This window comes from Tardiphaga sp. 37S4 (genome assembly GCF_021044645.1).
Lineage (GTDB): Bacteria > Pseudomonadota > Alphaproteobacteria > Rhizobiales > Xanthobacteraceae > Tardiphaga > Tardiphaga robiniae.
The window spans coordinates 819,940-842,166 of sequence record NZ_CP088008.1 but is presented as its reverse complement, the minus strand read 5'-3'; the positions used below and the strand labels follow the sequence as shown (position 1 = coordinate 842,166).

19 protein-coding genes are annotated in these 22,227 nt (G+C 61.2%); 11 read left to right on the top strand and 8 right to left on the bottom strand.

Features of this window, described 5'->3' with window-relative positions; genetic code table 11:
• Positions 1-115 precede the first annotated feature (115 nt).
• Positions 116-916: a response regulator gene (locus LPB73_RS04050; protein ID WP_068735059.1), complete on the bottom strand. Its 801-nt coding sequence runs from the start codon at positions 914-916 to the stop codon at positions 116-118.
• Between the two features lie 237 nt (positions 917-1,153).
• Between LPB73_RS04050 and LPB73_RS04045 the strand changes: the two genes are divergently transcribed.
• The 8 genes from LPB73_RS04045 (at position 1,154) to LPB73_RS04010 (ending at position 10,494) form a co-directional block, all read left to right on the top strand.
• Positions 1,154-1,351: a NepR family anti-sigma factor gene (locus tag LPB73_RS04045; RefSeq protein WP_068735402.1), complete on the top strand. Its 198-nt coding sequence runs from the start codon at positions 1,154-1,156 to the stop codon at positions 1,349-1,351.
• A complete protein-coding gene (locus tag LPB73_RS04040; protein ID WP_068735058.1) occupies positions 1,351-1,899 on the top strand; it encodes a sigma-70 family RNA polymerase sigma factor in 549 nt (182 codons plus the stop codon). Before LPB73_RS04045 ends, LPB73_RS04040 begins: the two co-directional genes overlap by 1 nt.
• A 231-nt stretch (positions 1,900-2,130) precedes the next feature.
• Positions 2,131-3,354 (top strand): ABC transporter substrate-binding protein, encoded by a 1,224-nt coding sequence (locus LPB73_RS04035; RefSeq protein ID WP_231079702.1) that lies wholly within the window; start codon positions 2,131-2,133, stop codon positions 3,352-3,354.
• A 160-nt stretch (positions 3,355-3,514) separates the two neighbouring features.
• A complete protein-coding gene (locus tag LPB73_RS04030) occupies positions 3,515-4,750 on the top strand; it encodes an ABC transporter substrate-binding protein (RefSeq protein ID WP_231079701.1) in 1,236 nt (411 codons plus the stop codon).
• A gap of 156 nt (positions 4,751-4,906) precedes the next feature.
• Positions 4,907-6,142: an ABC transporter substrate-binding protein gene (locus LPB73_RS04025; protein WP_231079700.1), complete on the top strand. Its 1,236-nt coding sequence runs from the start codon at positions 4,907-4,909 to the stop codon at positions 6,140-6,142.
• Between the two features lie 176 nt (positions 6,143-6,318).
• Positions 6,319-7,560, top strand: coding sequence for an ABC transporter substrate-binding protein (locus LPB73_RS04020; RefSeq protein WP_120291778.1), 1,242 nt, complete (start codon positions 6,319-6,321; stop codon positions 7,558-7,560).
• Between the two features lie 182 nt (positions 7,561-7,742).
• Complete coding sequence (locus tag LPB73_RS04015) at positions 7,743-8,984, top strand: ABC transporter substrate-binding protein (RefSeq protein WP_231079699.1); 1,242 nt, start codon at positions 7,743-7,745, stop codon at positions 8,982-8,984.
• 229 nt (positions 8,985-9,213) lie between these two features.
• On the top strand, positions 9,214-10,494 hold the full coding sequence (locus LPB73_RS04010; protein WP_231079698.1) for a glycerate kinase type-2 family protein: 1,281 nt from the start codon (positions 9,214-9,216) through the stop codon (positions 10,492-10,494).
• Positions 10,495-10,635: 141 nt separating this feature from the next.
• Here LPB73_RS04010 and LPB73_RS04005 read toward each other — a convergent pair whose 3' ends face one another.
• A complete protein-coding gene (locus tag LPB73_RS04005; RefSeq protein ID WP_120291784.1) occupies positions 10,636-11,142 on the bottom strand; it encodes a MarR family winged helix-turn-helix transcriptional regulator in 507 nt (168 codons plus the stop codon).
• Between the two features lie 185 nt (positions 11,143-11,327).
• Between LPB73_RS04005 and LPB73_RS04000 the strand changes: the two genes are divergently transcribed.
• From LPB73_RS04000 to LPB73_RS03990, 3 genes are read left to right on the top strand one after another with little or no spacing between them, the layout of a single operon-like run.
• A complete protein-coding gene (locus LPB73_RS04000; protein ID WP_175368285.1) occupies positions 11,328-12,368 on the top strand; it encodes a branched-chain amino acid ABC transporter permease in 1,041 nt (346 codons plus the stop codon).
• A gap of 5 nt (positions 12,369-12,373) precedes the next feature.
• Positions 12,374-14,149 carry an ABC transporter permease subunit gene (locus LPB73_RS03995; protein ID WP_231079697.1) on the top strand — a complete coding sequence of 592 codons (1,776 nt, stop codon included), beginning with the start codon at positions 12,374-12,376 and terminating at the stop codon, positions 14,147-14,149.
• Complete coding sequence (locus LPB73_RS03990; RefSeq protein ID WP_231079696.1) at positions 14,146-14,877, top strand: ABC transporter ATP-binding protein; 732 nt, start codon at positions 14,146-14,148, stop codon at positions 14,875-14,877. Before LPB73_RS03995 ends, LPB73_RS03990 begins: the two co-directional genes overlap by 4 nt.
• Before the next feature lie 66 nt (positions 14,878-14,943).
• Here LPB73_RS03990 and LPB73_RS03985 read toward each other — a convergent pair whose 3' ends face one another.
• From LPB73_RS03985 to LPB73_RS03960, 6 genes are all read right to left on the bottom strand, one after another.
• Positions 14,944-16,092: an ABC transporter substrate-binding protein gene (locus LPB73_RS03985; RefSeq protein ID WP_231079695.1), complete on the bottom strand. Its 1,149-nt coding sequence runs from the start codon at positions 16,090-16,092 to the stop codon at positions 14,944-14,946.
• A gap of 192 nt (positions 16,093-16,284) precedes the next feature.
• Positions 16,285-17,433, bottom strand: coding sequence for an ABC transporter substrate-binding protein (locus tag LPB73_RS03980; protein ID WP_093756840.1), 1,149 nt, complete (start codon positions 17,431-17,433; stop codon positions 16,285-16,287).
• Positions 17,434-17,562: 129 nt separating this feature from the next.
• Positions 17,563-18,324, bottom strand: coding sequence for an SDR family NAD(P)-dependent oxidoreductase (locus LPB73_RS03975; RefSeq protein WP_089265449.1), 762 nt, complete (start codon positions 18,322-18,324; stop codon positions 17,563-17,565).
• A gap of 48 nt (positions 18,325-18,372) precedes the next feature.
• Positions 18,373-20,256: a feruloyl-CoA synthase gene (locus LPB73_RS03970; protein ID WP_231079694.1), complete on the bottom strand. Its 1,884-nt coding sequence runs from the start codon at positions 20,254-20,256 to the stop codon at positions 18,373-18,375.
• A gap of 65 nt (positions 20,257-20,321) precedes the next feature.
• On the bottom strand, positions 20,322-21,113 hold the full coding sequence (locus LPB73_RS03965; RefSeq protein ID WP_184511528.1) for a crotonase/enoyl-CoA hydratase family protein: 792 nt from the start codon (positions 21,111-21,113) through the stop codon (positions 20,322-20,324).
• A 164-nt stretch (positions 21,114-21,277) separates the two neighbouring features.
• The gene (locus tag LPB73_RS03960; RefSeq protein ID WP_231079693.1) at positions 21,278-22,210 is read right to left on the bottom strand and encodes a cyclase family protein; all 933 of its coding nucleotides are present in this window, start codon (positions 22,208-22,210) and stop codon (positions 21,278-21,280) included.
• Positions 22,211-22,227: the final 17 nt, after the last annotated feature.

Sequence of the window (22,227 nt, the reverse complement as noted above, 5' to 3'; positions counted from 1 at the left end):
GGCGCGCTCTGGATGGCTTCTGGCCAAACGAAAGCGGCCGGGCACATGGCCCAGCCGCTTCGATGTCAATCAATACCAGCGAAATCAGGACGCCCGAAGCTAGGGCGCCTTGAAATCAGGATGCCTTGGCTGTCTTGTTCTTTGAGTTGCGCTGGAAGAACAGCGCCTGGCTGGCGACGGCCGAGACCATCGCGGGCTGGAACGGCTTCGAGATCAGGAAGGCCGGCTCCGGACGTTCGCCAGTCAGGAAACGCTCCGGATAGGCGGTGATGAAGACCACCGGCACTTCGAAGATGCGCAGCAACTCGTTCACCGCGTCGAGACCCGAGCTGCCATCGGCGAGCTGGATATCGGCGAGGATCAGGCCGGGCTTCTTGTTCTTTGCGAGCGCAACCGCATCTGCATGGGTGCGTGCAACGCCGATGACGTTATGACCGAGATTCTTCACGAGGCTTTCGAGATCCATCGCGATGAAGGTCTCGTCCTCGATGATAAGAACGTCGGTGGCGATTTCGGCGGCCATTTCTCGGCCGGCCGTATCGGCCAGCGTACGCACTTCCGCCACATCAGCGTCGAGTACGAAGGCGACTTCCTCTTCCGAGAAGCCTTCGAGCGACAGCAACAGGAAGGCCTGTCGTGGCAGCGGGGTGATGTTGGAAATGCGCTTCTCGGAGGCGGCCTGCAGCGGCGCGACGTCCGGATTGTCGTTCAAGGCGACAGAGTTCCAAATCTGGGTGAACAGGCGAAACAAGCCGGCACGGGCTCCGTGTTGCTCGTCGAGCAACGACTGGTCCTGCAGCAACGCTTCCAGCATGGCGCCTACATAGGCATCGCCTGAGGCCTGGTTACCTGTGAGGGCGCGGGCATAGCGCCGCAACAGCGGCAAGTGTTCAGCTACGAGCTGTGATCGGGACATCCCCACTCCATCCTGTCTGGTCAAAGACGACTCTACGTCAAAGTCGAAGGGGTATTCGGATACAATCCGGCTCCCTCGTTGTGCTTGTTTACGCCCCAGCCAGACAAAAGTTCCATCGGGTCGGAACTTTCGGCCACGCTCCGCATTAGATCGCCGACAGACGCCGCAAAGGCTTCAAAAATCAAGAAAATTTCTCAAATTCCAGGGACATGTCTTCTGGGGAATGTGGAACGGGTCATGAAAGATGTGAAGCCAAAGGGCGGATTAAACGCCGAAATCCAGTCACGGATCGGGCATCAGTTGCGCGCCATGTACGACGATGTCGTGCGACAGGGCGTGCCGGACCGATTTGCGGAGCTGATCCGCAAGCTGGACGGGGCTGAGGCTCAAGCCCAGATCGCTGGCGATCCCGGCAAAAATGAAGGAGGGGAATAATGCCTCTCACAGACTCACTCCGCGACGACATTCTGGCGTCGGTGCCTAGCCTGCGCGCCTTCGCGATCTCGCTCTCCGGCAACGGCGACCGGGCCGATGACCTTGTTCAGGAAACGCTGTTGCGCGCTCTCGCCAATATCGACTCCTTCCAGGTCGGCTCGAATCTCCCTGCGTGGTTGTTCACCATTCTGCGTAACCTGTTCCGGTCGGACTATCGCAAGCGGCGACGGGAAGTTGAGGATGCGGACGGTAGCTATGCCAAGACTCTGAAGACCCAGCCGGCACAAAACGCCCATCTGGAATTTGAGGAGTTTCGCGCGGCGCTTGAGAAGCTTCCGCAGGATCAGCGCGAAGCGCTTATTCTCGTCGGCGCATCGGGCTTCTCCTATGAGGACGCGGCCACGATCTGCGGCTGCGCCGTCGGCACCATCAAGAGCCGCGTCAACCGCGCGCGTTCGAAGCTCAGCGCTCTTCTCTATGTGGATGGCGCGGAAGACTTCGGCCCGGACGATACCGTCCGCGCAGTGATCGGCGGATCGGGCGGTTAGTTCGATCCGACAATTGAGGCAAGACAAGCGGTCACTTCGGTGGCCGCTTTTTTTGTGCGAGTTGGTATGAGTGTATCAGCAGCGCGCCGACTTCTTCCGCAATCGGGGCGAAGGAACCGCCACCATCTTTCCGCCACACAGAAAGTGCCCCTCGCGCTCACATCGCCGGGGATTTTTGTTGATGCACATGCCATTAACGCCTCGCGACTGCTGCACGAGGACCAACCCGGGATGCCTGCCTTTCGACCACGAACAATCTCGCTTGCCGCCGCACTGAGCATCGCCTGCGCCGGCCATGCCCTCGCGCAGAAGCGATACGATCCCGGCGCATCCGACACTGAGATCAAGATCGGCAACATCATGCCCTATAGCGGGCCGGCTTCGGCCTATGGCATCGCGGGGATCATCGAAGCGGCCTATTTCCGTATGATCAACGATCAGGGCGGCATCAACGGCCGCAAGATCAGTTTCATCAGCTATGACGATGCCTATAATCCGTCCAAGGCCGTCGAGCAGGCACGCAAGCTGGTCGAATCCGACGAGGTGCTCGTCGTGTTCAATCCACTCGGCACACCGTCCAATGCGGCGATCCAGAAATATCTCAACATCAAGAAAGTGCCGCAACTGTTCGTCGCCGCCGGCGCGACCTATTTCGGAAATCACAAGGCTTTCCCGTGGACCATAGCGTGGCAGCCGCCCTATGAGAGCGAGGGCCGCATCTATGCGAAATATCTGCTGAACGAAAAGCCCGACGCGAAGATCGCGATGCTCTATCAGAACGACGACCTCGGCAAGGACGTGCTGAAGGGCCTGAAAGATGGTCTCGGCGACAAAGCTGGAGGCATGCTGATCGCCGCCGAAAGCTATGAGGTCACCGAGCCGACCATCGATAGCCACATCATCAATCTGAAAGCCTCTGGCGCCGATACGTTCATCAGCGTCACGACACCGAAGTCGGCTGTCCAGAGTATCCGCAAGGTCTCCGAACTCGGCTGGAAGCCGCTCTACATCCAGGGCTATGCCAGCGCGTCGATCAGTTCCGTGCTGAAACCGGCGGGACAGGAGATTTCGCAAGGCATCCTGTCGGCCTATTACGCCAAGGACGGCTCAGATCCACAATGGGACAATGACCCCGGCATGCAGCGCTTCTACGCGTTTCTCGCCAAATACGCGCCGGACGCCCGCCGCAACGACATCTCCGTGGTCTATGGCTACGGCGCAGCTCAGACCATGGTTCAAGTGCTGAAGCAGGCCGGCGACGATCTCACCCGTGCCAATGTGATGAAGCAAGCCGCCAGCCTGAAGGACTTCGTGCCGGACACGATGCTGCCGGGCGTCAAGCTCAACACGTCCGCGACTGATTTCTACCCGATCGAACAGTTGCAGATGATGCGCTTCAAGGGCGACAAATGGGAGCTATTTGGCCCTGTGATCTCGGGCGAGATCAGCCGCTGAATTATACCGGGGGACGGCATATCCATTGCCCAATAAAGCAGCCCTTCGCGCCATCATCGCGAGGGGCTTTTTGTTGCCGCATACACGCGAACGGTGTTCAATCCGGCCGGAGCCGCAAAGGCCCGCAAAACAAGACGAATAAAAATCAGGGAGTTCTGAAATGCCTTCGATCCGATCGCGCGCACTGGCTTTGTCGGTTGCCGCGGCCTTCAGCGCCGCAGCCAGCGGCGGCGCGCTGGCCCAGAAGAAATACGACACCGGCGCCACTGACACCGAAATCACGATCGGCAACATTATGCCGTATAGCGGCCCTGCCTCGTCCTACGGACTGATCGGCAAGACTGAAACCGCCTATTTCAAAATGGTCAACGACCAGGGCGGCATCAACGGCCGCAAGATCAATTTCATAAGCTACGATGACGCCTATTCGCCGCCGAAGGCGGTCGAGCAGGCCCGCAAGCTGGTCGAAAGCGACGAGGCACTGTTCATCTTCAATTCGCTCGGCACGCCGTCGAATACCGCGTTCCAGAAATACATGAATGCCAAGAAGGTGCCGCAACTCTTCGTCGCTACCGGCGCCAGCAAGTGGAACGATCCGAAGCACTTCCCGTGGACGATGGGCTGGCAGCCGAGCTACGCGGTCGAAGCACAAATCTACGCAAAATATCTGATGAAGGAGAAGCCGGACGCCAAGGTCGCGGTGATCTATCAGAACGACGATTTCGGCAAGGACTACCAGAAGGCGTTCAAAGAAGCGCTGGGTGCCAAGGCTGCCACGATGCTGGTCACGGAAGAGAGCTATGAGATTTCCGAGCCGACCATCGATTCCCACATCGTGAAAGTGAAGTCGCTCAATCCTGATGTTGTCGTCCATTTCGTAACGCCGAAATTCGCGGCTCAAGGCATCAAGAAGATCGGTGAACTCGGCTGGAAGCCGCTGCAGCTCGTGACCAATGTCAGCGTCTCCGTCGGAGCAGTGATGCAGCCGGCAGGCTTTGCCAATGCAGAGGGCGTCCTGTCGGCCGACTACCGCAAGGACGGCGCGGATTCGCAATGGAAAGACGATGCGGGCATGAAGAAATGGTCGGCCTTCATCGACAAATACATGCCGGGCGCCGATCGCACCGACAACAGCCTCGTCTACGGTTATGGCGCCGCGCAGACACTGGTGAAGGTGCTGGAGATGTGCGGTGACAACCTGACCCGCGAGAATGTCATGAAGCAGGCGGCAAGCCTGAAGGACTTCGCGCCAGACACGCTGCTGCCGGGCATTACCATCTCCACCTCGGCCACCGACTATGCGCCGATCGCGCAGTTGCGGATGATGCGCTTCAAGGGTGACAAGTGGGAGCTGTTCGGCGACGTGATCAATGCCGATACAACTGCGCCGGACTAGTGCCGCAGCACTTTGCACTGCACCACTGAAATAACGGAGCCCCTGCGATTTGGTCGCAGGGGCTTATTCTTGTGACTGGCGCATCAGGGGTATTCAATGCGGACAGGAGTCGCAGAACTCCACCAAAGACCTGGGAAGAAATGATCACGGAGATCCATGATGCTCGCACGATCCATGCGCCTTGCAGCACTGCCTGCTGCTATGGCGCTTCTGGCCGCCAGTGTGTCCGGCGCGCTCGCGCAAAAGAAATACGACACCGGCGCCACCGATACTGAAATCAAGATCGGCAACATCATTCCTTACAGCGGCCCCGCATCTGCCTATGGAACGATCGGCAAAACCGAGACCGCCTATTTCAATATGATCAACGCACAGGGCGGCATCAACGGACGCAAGATCAATTTCATCAGTTACGACGACGCCTATTCGCCGCCGAAAGCCGTGGAGCAGGTGCGAAGGCTGGTCGAATCCGACGAGGTGCTGGTGGTGTTCAATCCACTGGGTACGCCCTCGAACACCGCGATCCAGAAATATCTGAACGGCAAGAAAGTGCCGCAGCTTTTCGTTGCCACCGGCGCCACCAAGTGGAACGATCCGAAGAACTTCCCGTGGACGATCGGCTGGCAGCCCTCCTATCAGAGCGAAGCGCAGATCTATGCGAAGTATCTTCTGAAGGAGAAGCCGAACGCGAAAATCGGCGTGCTTTACCAGAACGACGATTTCGGCAAGGACTATCTGAAGGGCTTCAAGGACGGCCTCGGCGACAAGGCGGCATCGATGATCGCCATCGAGGACAGCTACGAGATCGCCGAACCGACCATTGACACCCATGTGGTGAAGCTGAAAGCTGCGAACCCCGACGTGCTGATGATCTTCACCACGCCAAAATTCGCGGCACAGACTATCAAGAAGACCGCCGAGCTTGGCTGGAAGCCGCTACAGATTCTCGCCAATGTCAGCGTCTCCGTGGGAGCGGTGATGCAGCCCGCCGGCTTCGACAATGCGCAAGGCGTGCTGTCGGCCTCCTACACCAAGGACGGCACCGACTCGCAGTGGAAGGACGATCCCGGCATGAAGAAGTGGAACGCGTTCCTCGACAAATACATGCCGGACGCCAACAAGGCGGATTCGAGCACGGTCTATGGCTATGGTGCTGCGCAGACGCTGGTCAAGGTGCTGCAGATGTGCGGCGACGACCTGACCCGGGCGAATGTCATGAAGCAGACCGCCAGCCTGAAGGACTTCACGCCGGACACGCTGCTGCCGGGCATCACCATCAATACCTCGCCCACCGATTTCGCGCCGATCTCGCAATTGCAGATGCAGCGCTTCAAGGGCGACAAATGGGAGCGCTTCGGCGAGATATTCAGCGCCGACGCCGTCACGCAATAGCTCGGCTGCGGCAGCAGTTCTGCTGCATCAGCGAACACGAATTATACCGCCCCCGCGACATCGTCACGGGGGCTTTTTCTTGCTGCGAAATGCAGGCGGGTGTTGAATGCTCTCAGGAGCCGCAGAGCTCCTTGTCAAGAAACGTGACACATCACAATTGATCAGGGAGATCAGAAATGCCCGTAATTCGTCTGCGCCTAGCCGCGTTTTCAGCCGCCTATTTGGTTGGCTGGGCTTTGCTCGCCGCGTCCGCCACCGGGGCGCTCGCCCAGAAAAAATATGACACCGGCGCCTCAGATACCGAAATCAAGATCGGCAACATCATGCCCTATAGCGGACCCGCCTCCGCCTATGGCGTGATCGGCAAGACCGAGGAAGCCTACTTCAAGAAGATCAATGCTGCTGGCGGCGTCAACGGCCGCAAGATCAACTTCATCAGTTATGACGATGCCTATTCGCCGCCAAAAACCGTCGAGCAGGCGCGCAAGCTGGTGGAATCGGACGAAGTTCTGCTGGTGTTCAACTCGCTCGGCACACCGCCGAACTCGGCGATCCAGAAATACATGAACAGCAAGAAGGTGCCGCAACTGTTCGTGGCCACCGGCGCCACGAAGTGGAACGACCCGAAGGACTTCCCCTGGACCATGGGCTGGCAGCCCAACTACCAGAGCGAGACGCAGATCTATGCGAAATATCTTCTGAAGGAAAAGCCCGGCGCGAAGATTGCCGTCCTTTACCAGAACGATGACTATGGCAAGGACTATCTCAAAGGTCTGAAGGACGGCCTTGGCGCAAAGGCCGCCTCGATGATCGTAGTGGAGGAGAGCTACGAGACCTCCGAGCCGACCATCGACAATCACATCGTCAAGCTGAAGTCGTTGAACGCCGACGTATTCGTCAACATCACGACGCCGAAATTTGCGGCGCAGGCTATCAAGAAGGCCGCCGAGATCGGCTGGAAGCCGATGCACTTCCTCAACAACGTGTCCAACTCGATCGGCAGCGTGATGAAGCCGGCCGGCTTCGAAAACTCGCAGGACATTATTTCCGCAGCGTATCTGAAGGACGTCGCGGACACCCAGTGGAACAACGACCCCGGCATGAAGGAATTTCTCGCCTTCCTCGACAAAGATTTTCCGGAAGGCAACAAGCTCGATGGATTGATCGTCACCGGTTACGGGGTCGCCCAGACGCTGGTTGAGGTTCTCAAGAAGTGCGGTGACAACCTGACCCGCGAAAACGTCATGAAGCAGGCGGCCAGCCTGAAGGACTTCCGAACCGAGGTGCTGCTGCCCGGCATCAAGATCAACACATCTGCGACCGACTTTGCGCCGATCAGCCAGCTTCAGCTGATGCGTTTCAAAGGCGATAAATGGGAGCTGTTCGGCGAGGTCATTAGCGCTGATGTAGGCGGCTGATCGCCCTCATTCCACATAACGGAAAATACGTGAGGCCCGCGTCAAAAACGGCGCGGGCCTTATTGCGTTTTTGGTCGCTTTCCATTTGAGCCATTGTGCAATCGCGGTATGACTATCTCGCAGGCGCAAAAGAGCCTGCAGAACAAGAAAATCTCGCCTTGCAAGCAAGGGAAGGAACTCAAATGTCTGCCACGTCCGCGCGGCTGTTGTCGCTCTCGGCCGCCACCGTGTTGCTCGTCGTTTCCTCGACCCACGTCCTCGCCCAAAAGAAATACGACACCGGCGCCAGCGACACCGAAATCAAGCTCGGCAATATCGTGCCCTACAGCGGCCCCGCTTCGGCCTATGGCGCGGTGGGCAAGGCGCAGGCAGGCTATTTCAAGATGATCAACGATCAGGGCGGCATCAACGGCCGCAAGATCAACTACGTCAGCTATGACGATGCCTATTCGCCGCCGAAGGCTGTCGAGCAGACCCGCAAGCTCGTCGAGTCCGACGAAGTGCTCTTGATGTTCTCGGCGCTCGGCACGCCGTCCAATACGGCGATCCAGAAATATCTCAACGCCAAGAGGGTGCCGCAGCTGTTCCTCGCCACCGGCGCTACCAAATGGGCCGACCCGAAGAACTTCCCCTGGACCATGGGCTGGCTGCCCAGCTACCAGAGCGAAGGCCGCATCTACGCCAAGTACCTGCTGAAGGAAAAGGCCGGCGCCAAGATCGGCGTGCTCTATCAGAATGACGACTTCGGAAAGGACTACCTGAAGGGCGTCAAAGACGGCCTTGGCGACAAGGCCTCGTCCATCGTCATCGAGGAGAGTTATGAGCTCACCGAGCCGACCGTGGATTCCCACATCGTCAAGATGAAGTCGCTCAATCCCGATGTGGTCATCATCTTCGCCACGCCGAAATTCGCCGCGCAGACGATCAAGAAGATCGCTGAACTCGGCTGGAAGCCGACTATGATCGTGCCGGGCGTCAGCGTCTCGATCGGTCAGGTGCTGCGTCCGGCGGGCTTCGAGAACGCACAGGGCTTGCTCTCCGCGCATTACTCCAAGGACGCCACCGACCCGCAGTGGAAGGACGATCCGGGCATCAAGGCCTATCGTGAGTTCCTCGCCAAATACGTCCCGGACGGCAACCCGTCGGATTCGTCGCTGATGTCCGGCTACAATATCGCCGAGACCATGGCGATCCTGCTCAAGCAGTGTGGCGACGACCTCACCCGCGCCAATGTGATGAAGCAGGCGGCGAACCTCAAGGATGTCCAGCAGTCGACGCTGCTGCCTGGCGTCAAGGTCAACACCTCGCCCATCGACTTCTCGCCCATCGAGCAGATGCAGCTGATGCGTTTCGAAGGCGAGAACTGGAAACTGTTCGGTGACGTGCTGACCGGTGAACTCGGCGAAAGTGGCAAGGGCGGTTAGTTCTTACTTCCCCTCTCCCCCAGCGCAGCGAAGCTGCGCGCCGCGGGAGAGGGTGCCCGAGCGAAACGAAGGCGGGAGAGGGCTCCTTGCTTCTTAAGCGAAGCCCGCCTCTCCCGTCTCGAACCGCTCCCCGGTTCGATCCACCCTCTCCCACCAGTCGCGGCTGCGCCGCGTCCGGGGGCGAGGGGAAGCGCTTGCCGTCCCTGCCGTAGAGCGGCATAACCCCGCCATGACCGACAAACGCCCCCTGCTCCGCGCAATTTTCGATGCCGCAGTTGCTGCGGCCCATCCCGATGTCATCCTCAGCGCCCACCTGCCGGCGCCGCCGAAGGGCCGCATCATCTGCCTCGCCGCCGGCAAGGGCGCCGCCGCCATGGCTGCCGCCGCGGAAAAGCACTATCTCGACACGCTGAAACTCGATCCCGCGCGCCTCACCGGCATCGCCACCACGCGCCATGGCCATGGGGTGCCGACACGGCGCATCCGTGTGGTCGAGGCCGGCCATCCCGTGCCCGATGAAGCGGGCCTCAAGGGTGCCGACGACAGCCTCAAGCTCGCAGCGGAAGCCACCGCGGACGACCTGCTGCTGGTGCTGATTTCCGGCGGCGGCTCCGCCAACTGGACCGCGCCAGTGGCGGGCATCACCTTCCAGCAGAAGCAGCAGCTCAACCGCGCGCTACTGCGCTCCGGCGCCGTGATCGGCGAGATCAACACCGTGCGCAAGCATCTCTCACGCATCAAGGGCGGCCGCCTCACCCGTGCCGGGCAGAAGGCCGAGATCGTGACGCTGGCGATTTCCGACGTGCCGCACGACGATCCCGCAGTGATCGCGTCGGGACCAACGGTGCCGGATACAACAACGTTGGCCGATGCCCGCGCCATCATCGCGAAATTCAATCTCGCCATCGATGACGCGGTACGGGCGGCGCTCAGCGATGAGGCCAATGAAAGCGTGAAGCCGGATGACGCGGCGTTCGCGCGCGCACGGTTTGAGCTGATCGCACGGCCGCGGGAGTCGCTGGATGCCGCGATCAAGGTCGCGAAGGATGCAGGCTATGAGATCATCGATCTCGGCGCCGACCTGGAAGGCGAAGCCCGCGAGGTTGCCGCCGAGCATGCGAAGCTGGCGCTTAAGGCCAAGGCCGACGGCAAGAAGCTCGCGATCCTCTCCGGCGGCGAACTCACTGTGACCGTCACGGGCAACGGCCGTGGCGGCCCGAACCAGGAATACGCGTTGGCGCTCGCGGATGCTTTCAAGGATACCACCGGCATCGTCGCGCTCGCCGGCGACACCGACGGCGCCGATGGCGGCGCCGGCAGCGCCAGCGATCCCGCCGGCGCGGTCATCGATGCGCGTACGTTCGAGGCAATGCGCGCACAGAAGCTCGATGCGAAGGCAACGCTGGCGAATAACGACGCGACGACGTTCTTCACCGCGACAGGCGATCTGCTGCAGACCGGGCCGACGCTGACCAATGTGAATGATGTCAGGGTGATTTTGGTGGATTGAGACTATCTCGTCATTCCGGGCCGCGAGCGCCACTTAGCGGTCGCGAACCCGGAATCCCGATATGAGTGTCACATGTCGAGGTTCCGGGCTCGGTCCCGTCACCTGCGGCGCCGGTCCCGCCCCGGAATGGCGGGTGTTTGGCTAAAAGTCCCGTGCAATCTTCGCCATCATGCCCAGCAGCGCTTTGTGCTCGGCCGGCCCCAGCACCTCGATCAGCCGCGCTTCATGCCGCGTCGCCACCAGCTTCTTGGCACGGGCCAGCGTGGCACGCCCCTTGTCGGTGAGCATCAGCACATGGGAGCGGCGATCGCTCGGCGAGCGCATCCGCGTCAGCAAGTCGCGACTCTCGAGAGCGTCAAGCAGCGAAACGAAATTCGGACGGAGAATGCCGAGCGTATTGGCGATTTCGGTCTGGTTGCGGCCTGGGTTCTTGTCCAGCAGCAGCAGCACCGAGAACTGCGCCGGCGTCAGCTGCAGTGGCGCCATGCAGCGTAGGAAGTCTTCAAACACTTTCAACTGCGCACGTTTCAGCGAATAGCCTAGCAGTTCGGACAGTTCGCCGAGCTGTAGCGCACCGCCCTCCTCGTCGAACCCGACGGGCGCGACCTGCTTGGCTTGATCCTGAGACGTCATCTTTGAAACAGTCATCGCTCGCTTTCCGCGATACCCGGCGGCTTGAATGAAACACCTGGTCGACGTGCGACAGGCCTTGAGATTATGTTCAATAATCGTTATGAAGTATATCAAATAGAGGGCGGGTTTCAACCGCCATTGTTGATCGTCCCGCGCCTGTGGTATCCGGCGCGCCAGACAGTGTGGGGGAGCGCGCGGCTTTGAATACGACGATTTTGCTGTTCCTTTTGCAGGACGGCATCACCAATGGCGCGATTTATGCGCTGCTCGGGCTGGCCCTGGTGCTGGTCTTTGCGGTCACACGTATCATCCTGATCCCCCAGGGCGAATTCATCACCTTTGGCGCGCTGACCTATGCCAGCCTCTCGGCCGGCCAGATGCCGGGCACCATCAAGCTCGCCGTCGCCATGGGCGTCGTGGCCTTTGCCTTCGATCTCTTCACCTTCCGCAAGGCGCTCCATGCCAGGCGCGTACTGCGCTCGATTGCCGTCAATATCGTGTTCCCGCTGGCGATCTGGGGCGTGATGTGGGCGCTGGGTGGACGGCCGGGGAATATCGCCCTCAACATCGCGCTGTCGCTGCTGATCGTCGCCGCCATCGGCCTTTATCTCTATCGCATCGCGTTCCAGCCGATCGCCCACACATCGGTTCTGGTACTGCTGATCGCCTCGGTGGGCTGCCACCTCGCGCTGCAGGGTTTTGGCCTCGTCTTCTTCGGCGCCGAAGGCCAGCGCGGCCCTGCGATCTCGTCTGACGCCATCACCATCGGCGCGCTGCGCTTCACCGGCCAGAGCATCGCCGTCTATGGCATCACCATCGCTCTGATCGTCGGGTTGTGGCTGTTCTTCGGCTACACGCTTTATGGCAAAGCACTGCGCGCCACGGCGGTAAACCGCCTCGGTGCTCGCCTCGCCGGCATCCGCACCTCACTGTCGGGTCAGATCGCATTCCTGCTGGCCTCGGTCATCGGCGCCATCTCGGGCATCCTGATCGTCCCGATCACCACGCTCTATTACGACACCGGCTTCCTGATCGGCCTGAAGGGCTTCGTCGCCGCGATCATCGGCGGCCTCGTCAGCTATCCGCTCACCGCCGCGGCCGCGATCCTGGTCGGCTGCGTCGAGGCATTCTCGTCCTTCTATGCGAGCAATTACAAGGAAGTCATCGTCTTCACGCTGATCCTTCCGGTTTTGGTGCTGCGCTCGCTCGCCGCACCTGAAGTCGAAGAAGAGAAGGATTAAGCGCCATGCAACAGCGTCTCCTTCCCATTCTCGTCTTCGCGCTGGTAATGGCCGCGATCCCGTTCGTGCCGGGCGTGCCGCCGTTCTGGATCGTGCTGCTCGACAATATCGGCCTCGCCGCGCTCGTCGCCATGGGCCTCGTGCTGCTCACCGGCGTGGGCGGCCTGACCTCATTCGGCCAGGCGGCGTTCTGTGGTTTCGGCGCTTATACGACGGCTTATCTCACCACCGCCTATGGCATGTCGCCGTGGCTGACGCTGCCGATGTCGCTGATCGTCTCGGGCCTCGCCGCGGTACTGCTCGGCATCATCACCATGCGTCTGTCGGGCCACTATCTTCCGCTCGGCACCATCGCCTGGGGCATCAGCCTGTTCTATCTGTTCAGCAAGCTGGAATTCCTCGGCCGTAACGACGGCATTTCGGGCATCCCGCCACTGTCGATCGGCACGTGGAAGATGCTGGATCCCGGCTCGATCTATTTCCCGATCTGGATCGCGGTCATCATCTGCGCGCTGCTGTCCATGAACCTTCTGGACTCGCGGACCGGCCGCGCCATCCGCGCGCTACGTCGTGGCCATATCGCAGCCGAAGCATTCGGCGTGCAGACGGCGCGCGCGAAGCTCCTGGTCTTCATCTACGCAGCAGTACTCGCCGGCCTGTCCGGCTGGCTCTATGCGCATTTCCAGCGCGCTGCGAATCCGACGCCGTTCGGACCGCATCTCGGTATCGAATATCTGTTCATCGCAGTGGTCGGCGGCGCGGGCTATGTCTGGGGCGGTGTGCTCGGTGCGGCCGTGGTCGTGATCCTCAAGGAAGTGCTTCAAAGCTATCTGCCGCTGATCTTCGGCGGGGGCGGCGGCCAGCTCGAAACCATCGTGTTCGGCATCCTGCTCGTCGCGCTGCTCCAGCTCGCGCCGACCGGCATGTGGCCGTGGCTGACCGCGTGGCTGCCGTCTGGCGACAGCCGCAAGCGCCCCACGCCAGCCGATGCACTGCCCGCCCGCAACGACCACCGTCCGGACACCGGCGTATTGCTGCAGGTCGACAAGGCACGCAAGCAGTTTGGCGGCGTCGTCGCCGTCAACGACGTGTCGTTCAATGTGCAGGCGCGCGAGATCGTCGCTTTGATCGGCCCCAATGGCGCCGGCAAGAGCACGACCTTCAACCTTATCACCGGCGTACTGGCCGCGACCGCCGGCAAGGTCGCGGTACTCGGCAAGAGTGTGTCCGGCGCGCCGCCGCAGGAGATCGTCAAGCTCGGCATTGCCCGCACCTTCCAGCATGTGAAGCTGGTGCCCGACATGACCGTGCTGGAAAACGTCGCCCTCGGTGCGCATCTGCGCGGACGTTCGGGCGCCATCGCCAGCATGCTGAGGCTTGACCGCGCCGACGAAGCGAAGCTGCTCGCGGAAGCTGCCAAGCAGATCGAACGCGTCGGCCTCGGTGACCAGATGAACCAACTCGCAGGATCCCTGTCACTCGGCCAGCAGCGCATCGTCGAGATCGCCCGGGCGCTGTGCGTCGATCCGATGCTGCTGCTGCTGGATGAGCCTGCCGCCGGCCTGCGCCACATGGAAAAGCAACGGCTCGCGACGCTGCTGCGCCAGCTCCGCGACGGCGGCATGTCGGTGTTGTTGGTCGAACACGATATGGGCTTCGTCATGAATCTCGCCAATCGCATCGTAGTGCTCGATTTCGGCACCAAGATCGCCGAGGGCACGCCTGCCGACATCAAGACCAATCCCGACGTCATCAAGGCCTATCTGGGAGCGGTCGCATGAGCGCATTGCTGCAAGTCACCGATGCGCATGTCGCCTATGGCAAGGTCGAGGCCGTGCGTGCGGTCAATCTCGAGGTTCGCGCCGACGAGATCGTCACGATCATTGGCGCCAACGGCGCCGGCAAGACCACGCTGCTCAATGCGGTGATGGGTATCCTTCCGCTGAAGGGTGGCGTGACATTCGCCGGACAGGACGTCTCTAAGATCGACATCGAGGACCGCGTCGCTGCCGGCCTCAGCCTCGTGCCCGAACATCGCGAATTGTTCGCCACGATGAATGTGGAAGACAATCTGCTGCTCGGCGCCTTCCGCATCGACAAGGCCACCGCCGCCCGCTCGTTCGAGCACGTCTACAATTTGTTTCCGCGCCTGAAGGAGCGCCGCAAGCAGCTCGCCGGCACACTCTCGGGCGGCGAACAGCAGATGCTGGCCATGGGCCGTGCTCTGATGGGCGCGCCAAAGCTCTTGATGCTCGACGAACCAAGCCTCGGCCTCGCCCCTATCATCGTCGCCGACATTTTCCGCATCGTCAGCGAGCTGAAGGCTGCCGGCGTCTCAGTGCTGCTGGTCGAGCAGAATGCGCAGGCGGCACTGAAGATCGCCGACCGTGCCTATGTGATGGAGCTCGGCGAGTTCATCCTGGATGGCGCCGCCAGCGATATCGCCAGCAACCAGCGCGTGGTGGCGAGCTATCTTGGCTTTCAGCACGAAGGCGCGAGCGCAATCTGATCTCGATCATATGAAAAAGCCGGCTGTCTCGCGACAACCGGCTTTTTCGTTTCTTGAGTTCAGCGCTTACTTCGCCGGAACGTACTTCCCGTCCTTGACCGTCAGCAGGATCCGCGAACGGTCATCGACGCCGTTGCGGTCCTTTTCGGTGTAGTTGTAGACGCCCTGGGTGGCCGCGATTTCCTTCTCGCTCATCAGCGCCTGGCGGATGGCCTCGCGGAATTCCGGGGTGCCGGGCTTAGCGGTCTTCAACGCCACGGGCACGACGCGCTTCAGCACTTCGAACACGTCATAGGCGTGACCGGCGAACTGGCTGCGGCTGTTGGCGCCGTATTTGGCTTCATAGGCTGCGTTGAGTTCAAGGCCGGGCTTCTTGGTCAGCGCCGAGTCCGGCTGGCCTTCCGGATACATCACGGGACCCGCAGCCATCAGCACGTTTTCGGCAGATTTTCCGGCGATGCGGATGAAGTCTGATGAGGCGGCGCCATGGGTCTGATAGATCAGGCCCTTGTAGCCGCGGTCACGCAGTTCGGACTGCGGCATGCCGGCACCGGTGCCGGCGGCGCCGATCAGGATGGCATCGGGATTAGCTGCAATCAGCTTCAGCGCCTGGCCGGTGATCGACGTATCCGGACGCGCGAAGCGCTCATCATCGACGATGGACATACCCATCGCTGATGTCTGCGCCTTGAGGTCGTTGAACCACAGGTCGCCATAGCTGTCCGAATAGCCGACATAGCCGATGGTCTTCACGCCGTGGACCTTCATGTGGTCGTACATGACCTTGCCGACGATCTCGACTGGCTGCGGCATGTCCACCGACCACTTCACACGCGCTGACGTAAACGGCATCGGCGACAGGCTGAAATGCGGCACACCGGCTTCGTTGGCGACCGCCGACATGGCGACCGAGGACGGCACGATCGACGAGCCGACCATGATGTCGGCCTTGGATTCCGACACGAACCGGCGCGCGTTGGTGGTGGCGATGGACGGATCGCCGCCGTCGTCGAGCACAATCAGCTTCAACGGCACGCCGCCGATGTCCTTGGGCACGAATTCCAGCGCGTTGCGCTCGGGCACGCCCAGCGCGGCCGCGGGGCCCGTGGTGGAAATGCTGATGCCGACGGTGATGTCGGCAGTCTGGGTTTCGGCCGGGGTGGCAATCGCCAGCGAGACGGCAACAGCCGCGATCGCCAGATGAAGCTTAGACATGTCTTATCTTTCTCGTGTGGAAGCGGAGAGCGCCGAAAGCGGCAGCGATACCGGCAGACGTGGCGCTGGTTGTGGCCGCGCGAAGGCTCGCGCACAGCAAAAAGCCGACCCTCTGGCGAGGGCCGGCCTTGTTATCGAAAAATGCCGGCGAAGCAAAGACGCTTCGCGCCACTGCCCTCCGTCAGATCTGCATTACTGGGCGAGAACGTATTTGCCGTCTTTCACCGTCAGCAAGATGCGCGAACGCTCATCCAGACCATACCGATCCTTTTCCGTGAAGTTGTAGACGCCCTGGGTGGCGGCAATCTCACGCTCGGTGAGCAGCGCCTGCCGGATCGCCTCGCGGAACTCCGGAGTGCCAGGCTTGGCGGTCTTCAGCGCCGTCGGGATCACTCGCTTCAGCACCTCGAAGGCGTCATAGGAGTGGCCGGCGAACTGGCTGCGGCTGTTCGGGCCGTATTTGGCCTCATAGGCGGTGTTGAGCGTCATGCCGGGCTTCTTGGTCAGGGCCGTATCGGCCTGGCCTTCCGGATACATCACCGGGCCGGAGGCCATCAGCACGCCTTCGGCGGCCTTGCCGGCGATACGGATGAAGTCCATCGAGGCGGCGCCGTGGGTCTGGTAGATCAGGCCCTTGTAGCCCTTGTCGCGCAATTCGGTCTGCGGCAGCGCGGCGGCGGTGCCGGAGGCGCCGACCAGGATCGCGTCAGGATTGGCAGCAAGCAGTTTCAGTACCTGACCGGTGACCGACGTATCCGGACGGGCAAAACGCTCTTCCGCCGCGATGTTGATGCCCATCGGCACCGCCTGGGTCTTGAGATCGTTGAACCACAGATCGCCGTAGCTATCGGAATAGCCGATATAGCCGATGGTCTTGATGCCCTTGGACTTCATGTGGTCGTACATCACCTTGCCGACGATTGGCACGGGCTGGGGCATGGCCACCGACCACTTGGCGCGTTCCGGCGTGATCGGCAGCGGCGACAGGGCGAAATGCGGGATGCCAGCTTCGTTGGCCACGTTGGACACCGCAATGCTGGTTGGCGTCACCGCCGAACCCATGATGATGTCGGCCTTGGATTCGGTCATGAAACGGCGGGCATTGGTGGTCGCGGTGGTCGGATCGCCGCCATCGTCGAGCACGATGATCTTGAGCGGCACGCCGCCGATTTCCTTCGGCACGAATTCCAGCGCGTTGCGTTCGGGAATGCCCAGCGCCGCCGCGGGGCCCGTGGTTGACGTGGTGATGCCGATAGTGATGTCGGAGGTTTGGGCAAAAGCCGGTGCAGCGAGTGCCAGCGATGCGGCAACAGCCGCGATCGCCAAGTGATGCTTGGTCATGGGTCTCTCCCTCAGAGTCATTTTTTATGGCTTCAGCTAAATCAAAGTTCGGCTGGCTTATCAGCCCCTTCTTTAGGTCAGTGCGCCCGTACCGGTAAAGGGCTGGCGCACTGATGCTTTGCCGCAGGCTTAACGTGGCGCCATGCGCAGCGAGGCGTCGAGCCGGACCACCTCGCCGTTGAGATACGGATTGTCGATCATGTGCAGTGCGAGAGACGCGAATTCGTCGGCATGGCCGAGCCGGCGTGGGAACGGGATCGCTGCGGCGAGACTGTCCTGCGCCTCCTGCGGCAGGCCCGCCAAAAGCGGCGTCATGAACAGGCCCGGCGCGATGGTCAGCACGCGGATGCCGAACTGGGCCATCTCGCGGGCGATGGGCAGTGTCATGCCGACGATGCCACCCTTGGAGGCCGAATAGGCGGACTGGCCGATCTGGCCGTCATAGGCCGCCACCGAGGCCGTCGAGATCACCACGCCGCGCTCGCCGGTCTCCAGCGGCTCCAGCTTGGACATCGGGTCCGTTGCCAAGCGGATCATGTTGAACGAGCCAATCAGGTTGACGCGAATGACCTTGTCGAAATCGCCGAGCGCCATCGGACCATCGCGGCCGATCACGCGCTTGGCGACGCCGATGCCAGCGCAGTTCACCAGCACACGCGCCGGGCCGTGCGCATTGGCGGCGGCGGCGACCGCGGCTTCAGCGGAGGCGGCGTCGGACACGTCGCAGGAAATGGCAACACCGCCGATTTCCTTGGCGACGGCTTCGGCGAGGGCGATGTTGAGATCGAGCAGCGCGACTTTCGCGCCCTGCGCGGCGAGCCTGCGGGCGGTCGCAGCGCCGAGACCGGAAGCGCCACCCGTGACGATAGCGGCCTGGTTCTTCAATTGCATGATGTCCTCCCCTGTTCGATTTCTCTGCCGTTCATTGGCGGCTTTCAACTAGATCGCGATCACTTTCGCAACTTCCGGATTCCCATAAATATCGTCGATCAACCTGGCGCGATGCTCCAGCACGGCGCGCTGATTGACCGAGCCCTTGTCCGTGACCTCACCACGATCGATGGACAGCGGAGTGTCGAGCAGCACCGCCTTGGCAATCCGCGTGGACGAGCCGGTAGCACCGGCCATGAAACGTGCGAGGCGCTCACGGAACGCGTCGCGGATGATCGGATCATTGGCTGCCGCGGCAAGATCGCCAGCCGGCAAGTCAGGATTGATGACACGGCAGCCATCGAGATCGAGGATTACGAGAGCCGCGAGTTCATCGCGGTTGATGCCAGCGATGACGACATCGCGGACCAGTGGCGCGCAGGTGCCGACGAAGCGCGCGCGAAGCGGGCCGACGCTGACCCAGGTGCCGCTGCCGAGTTTGAAGTCCTCGGAGATGCGACCGTCGAAATCAAAGCCGGCAGAGAGATCATCGGGATCGACGGCCTTCAGCGCATCGCCGAAGATGTAATAGCCTTCCTCGTCGAACGCCTTCGCGGTCAGTTCCGGTTCGCGCCAATAGCCCGGCGTGATGTTCGGCCCTTTGGCGCGCACTTCCATCTTGCCGTTGTTCGGCACCAGCTTGGCATCGTTGCCTGGCACCGGGAGACCGACATGACCGGAGCGGCTGGTCGCGGGATTGACGCACATGAAGAAAGGCGAGGTTTCGGTCGCGCCGAGACCCGTCAGCATCGGCACGCGCACACCAGTGGTCTGAACCGACAGCTCATCGAGACTGTCCCAGACATAGGCGGACAGCGCAGCGCCCGAGAAAAACATCGCATGCAGGCGGGTGAAGAATTTTTCGCGCAACTCTGCGTCTTCGCGCAGATAGGGCAGCAGCGATTCATAGCCCTTAGGGACGTTGAAATAGACTGTCGGTGAGATCTCGCGGAGATTACGAATTGTCTGTTCGATACCCGCGGGCGTCGGCTTGCCGTCGTCGAGATACATCGAACCGCCATTGAACAGCGTCAGCCCGATATTGTGATTGCCGCCAAATGTATGATTCCATGGCAGCCAGTCGATGATCACCGGCGGCTCGTCCTTCAGGAAGGCCAGTGTATCGCGCAGCATGATCTGGTTGGCGCACATCATGCGCTGTGTATTGATCACGGCCTTCGGATTGCCGGTGGAGCCGGAGGTCAGCAAAAACTTCGCAATGGTATCCGGACCGATGGCTGCGTTCGCAGCGTCGAGATTGGCGGCCTCCGGCGTCACGAGCAGATCGGAGAGTTTGGTCACGCGCCGGTCCGGCAGAGCGCCGGTGGAAACGACAACTTCGGTGTCGGCCGGTACGTTGAAGTGAATGGCGTTCGTGAACGCATTGGCGTCCTCGACGAAGACCAGCCCCGGCGTCAGCAGCTTCATGAGATAGCCGAGCTTGCCGTAATCCTTCGACACCAGCGAATAGGCCGGCGACACCGGCGCATAGGGGATACCGGCATAGAGCGCGCCGAAGGCGATCAGTGCATGATCGACGGAATTGCCGGAGAGAATGACGATGGGCTTGTCGGCGGACAGCTCGCGCGACAGCAGCGCCGAGGCGATGTGGCGCGCCGCATCCAGCATCTGCGCGTAAGTGACTTCACGCCAGCCGCCGCCTTCCGCGCGCTCAGCCATGAAGACGCGATCCGGCGCTTCCCTGGCCCAGTGATGCAGATAGTCGGTGACACGCTCCGGATAGTCGCCGATGGCATTGGTCGGACGCAGATAGATGGTGCCGTCATCGCGCCGATCGATGGTGACCGCGGGATCGCCATAGGAAATCGGCCGCAGCGGATGCGCCGTCGTCGCGCGCTTTGTCTGATCGATCTTGTCGGCACTTGCAGACATTGTTTCCGCCCTGTGTATTCGTCCCGATTGTTGTTTTTATTTTTGTTCGTTGTCGTCTTGCCGGATTAGCCGGGTTTCACCTTGCCGGCCTTGCGCTCCAGAAAATCCCTGATGCGATTTTTTGCCTCCTGATCGCTCTGCGCCACCGAGGCCATTAGCGCTTCGAGCATCAGGCCTGTCTGCGGACTGGCTTCGGCGATCAGCGGCAAGGCTTGCAGCACGGCGAAATTTGTCAACGGCGCGTTCTGTGCGACACGCTCGGCAAGCTCGATGGCCTTGGGCAAGGCGCCGCCGGCTTCCGTCAGATACTGGGCGAAGCCGAGCGCCATGCCTTCCTCCGCCTTGTAAACACGGCCGGTGAGCATCATGTCGGCCATCCGGTGCACACCGATCAGGCGCGGCAGACGCATCGAGCCGCCACCACCGACGAAGATACCGCGACTGCCTTCCGGCAGCGCGTAATAGGCCGAGGGATCGGCAACGCGAATATGCGCGGAGCAAGCCAGTTCAAGGCCGCCACCGATGACCGCACCCTGCAGCGCTGCAATCACCGGCACGCGGCAATGCTGGATGATATCGAACACCCGGTGCCACATCCGCGAATGCATCAAGCCGGCTGTCGCGTCGCGCTCGGTGAGTTCGGACAGATCGAGACCCGCGGAAAAATGCCCGCCGATGCCGTGGACGACGACGGCACCGATTTCCTCGGGCAGCGACGCGAAGCAACGCTCGATGTCCAGGATCAGTCCATCGTTCAGCGCGTTGCGCTTGGCAGGACGGTTCAGGCCCACGATCAGCACGCGGCCTTGGGTTTCGATCTGGAGCATGGCAGCGGTAGCGGCGACGGCTTGGTTCATGAGCGCGATTAGGTCCTAGCTAGAATAATTATATCTTATAACGAATAGCGCATGAGTCAATCTTGCGGTGCAATAGGCTGATCTCGTCCCGCATAAAGTCAGGTATTCTGGTGCGACAGCGATCCGGTCTCGCCTGATAGACCGGATCGCCTCTATTACCGGGGCTAGCGGATCGCCACCGGGTTGATCATGCTCTGTACACCGCCCTTGAAGCGGGGCTGACCAAGCACAAACAGGAATTCGTAGCCTTTGTCCTTGGCCAGTTCGGACGTATCCATGTTTTCGAGGATGTAAGTCCCGTTCATCGCCAGAAGTATCTGGTGGATTTCAAATACATTGCCGGTTTCGAACGGCAGCACCTCGACGCCCCAGGTATCGGCGCCGACCGCGACGACACCCTTGCTGGTCAGATACTTAGCGCCCTCGGCGCCAAGGCCGGGCTCGCCGGCATTGTAGCGTTTATCGTCCTTGCCGAGCAGGCTGAGCCATCCCGTGTGGAACAGCACGACGTCGCCTTGCCTGATCTCAACGCCCTGCGCCTTGGCGACCTCCTCGATTTCCTTGACATTGAAAGCAGTGCCTTCCTTGACCACGTCGGTCTTGTAGTAGGCCGCCATGTCCAGCAGCACGCCACGGGTGACGAGCGGCGGCACCTTGTCGATGCCGAGCTTCTTAAGGCCAGTAGGATCACCAAAGTCTGCAATTTTGTTGCCGTTATAGTAGACGTGATTGACGCCGAGATGGCCGAGCCCGTCCATCTGGCTGCCGACGCCGACCCAGCCGTTGAGCATGTCGTCGTTGTAGGTCGCGTGATTGGGACCGAGCCCGGGGTTGCCGGCCTGACCGGGCTGCACCACGGTGATCTTGAAACCGCGGGGCGGATAGGCCGGCGTGTCCGCGCCCACCGGAATGCCGAGTGCATAGGTCTTGCCGGTCTTCACCAGCTGCGCGGCCGACTTCACCAGATCGGGCTTCATGTAGTTCGCGGCGCCGATCTCATCGTTCGGCCCCCATTTCGATTTGGTCCAGTCCTGCGCCAGCGCAGGCACAGCCATCAGTAGCGAAATCGCAGATCCAAGCACCCAAGCTCTCAGCATCGTCGCCTCCCTGTGTA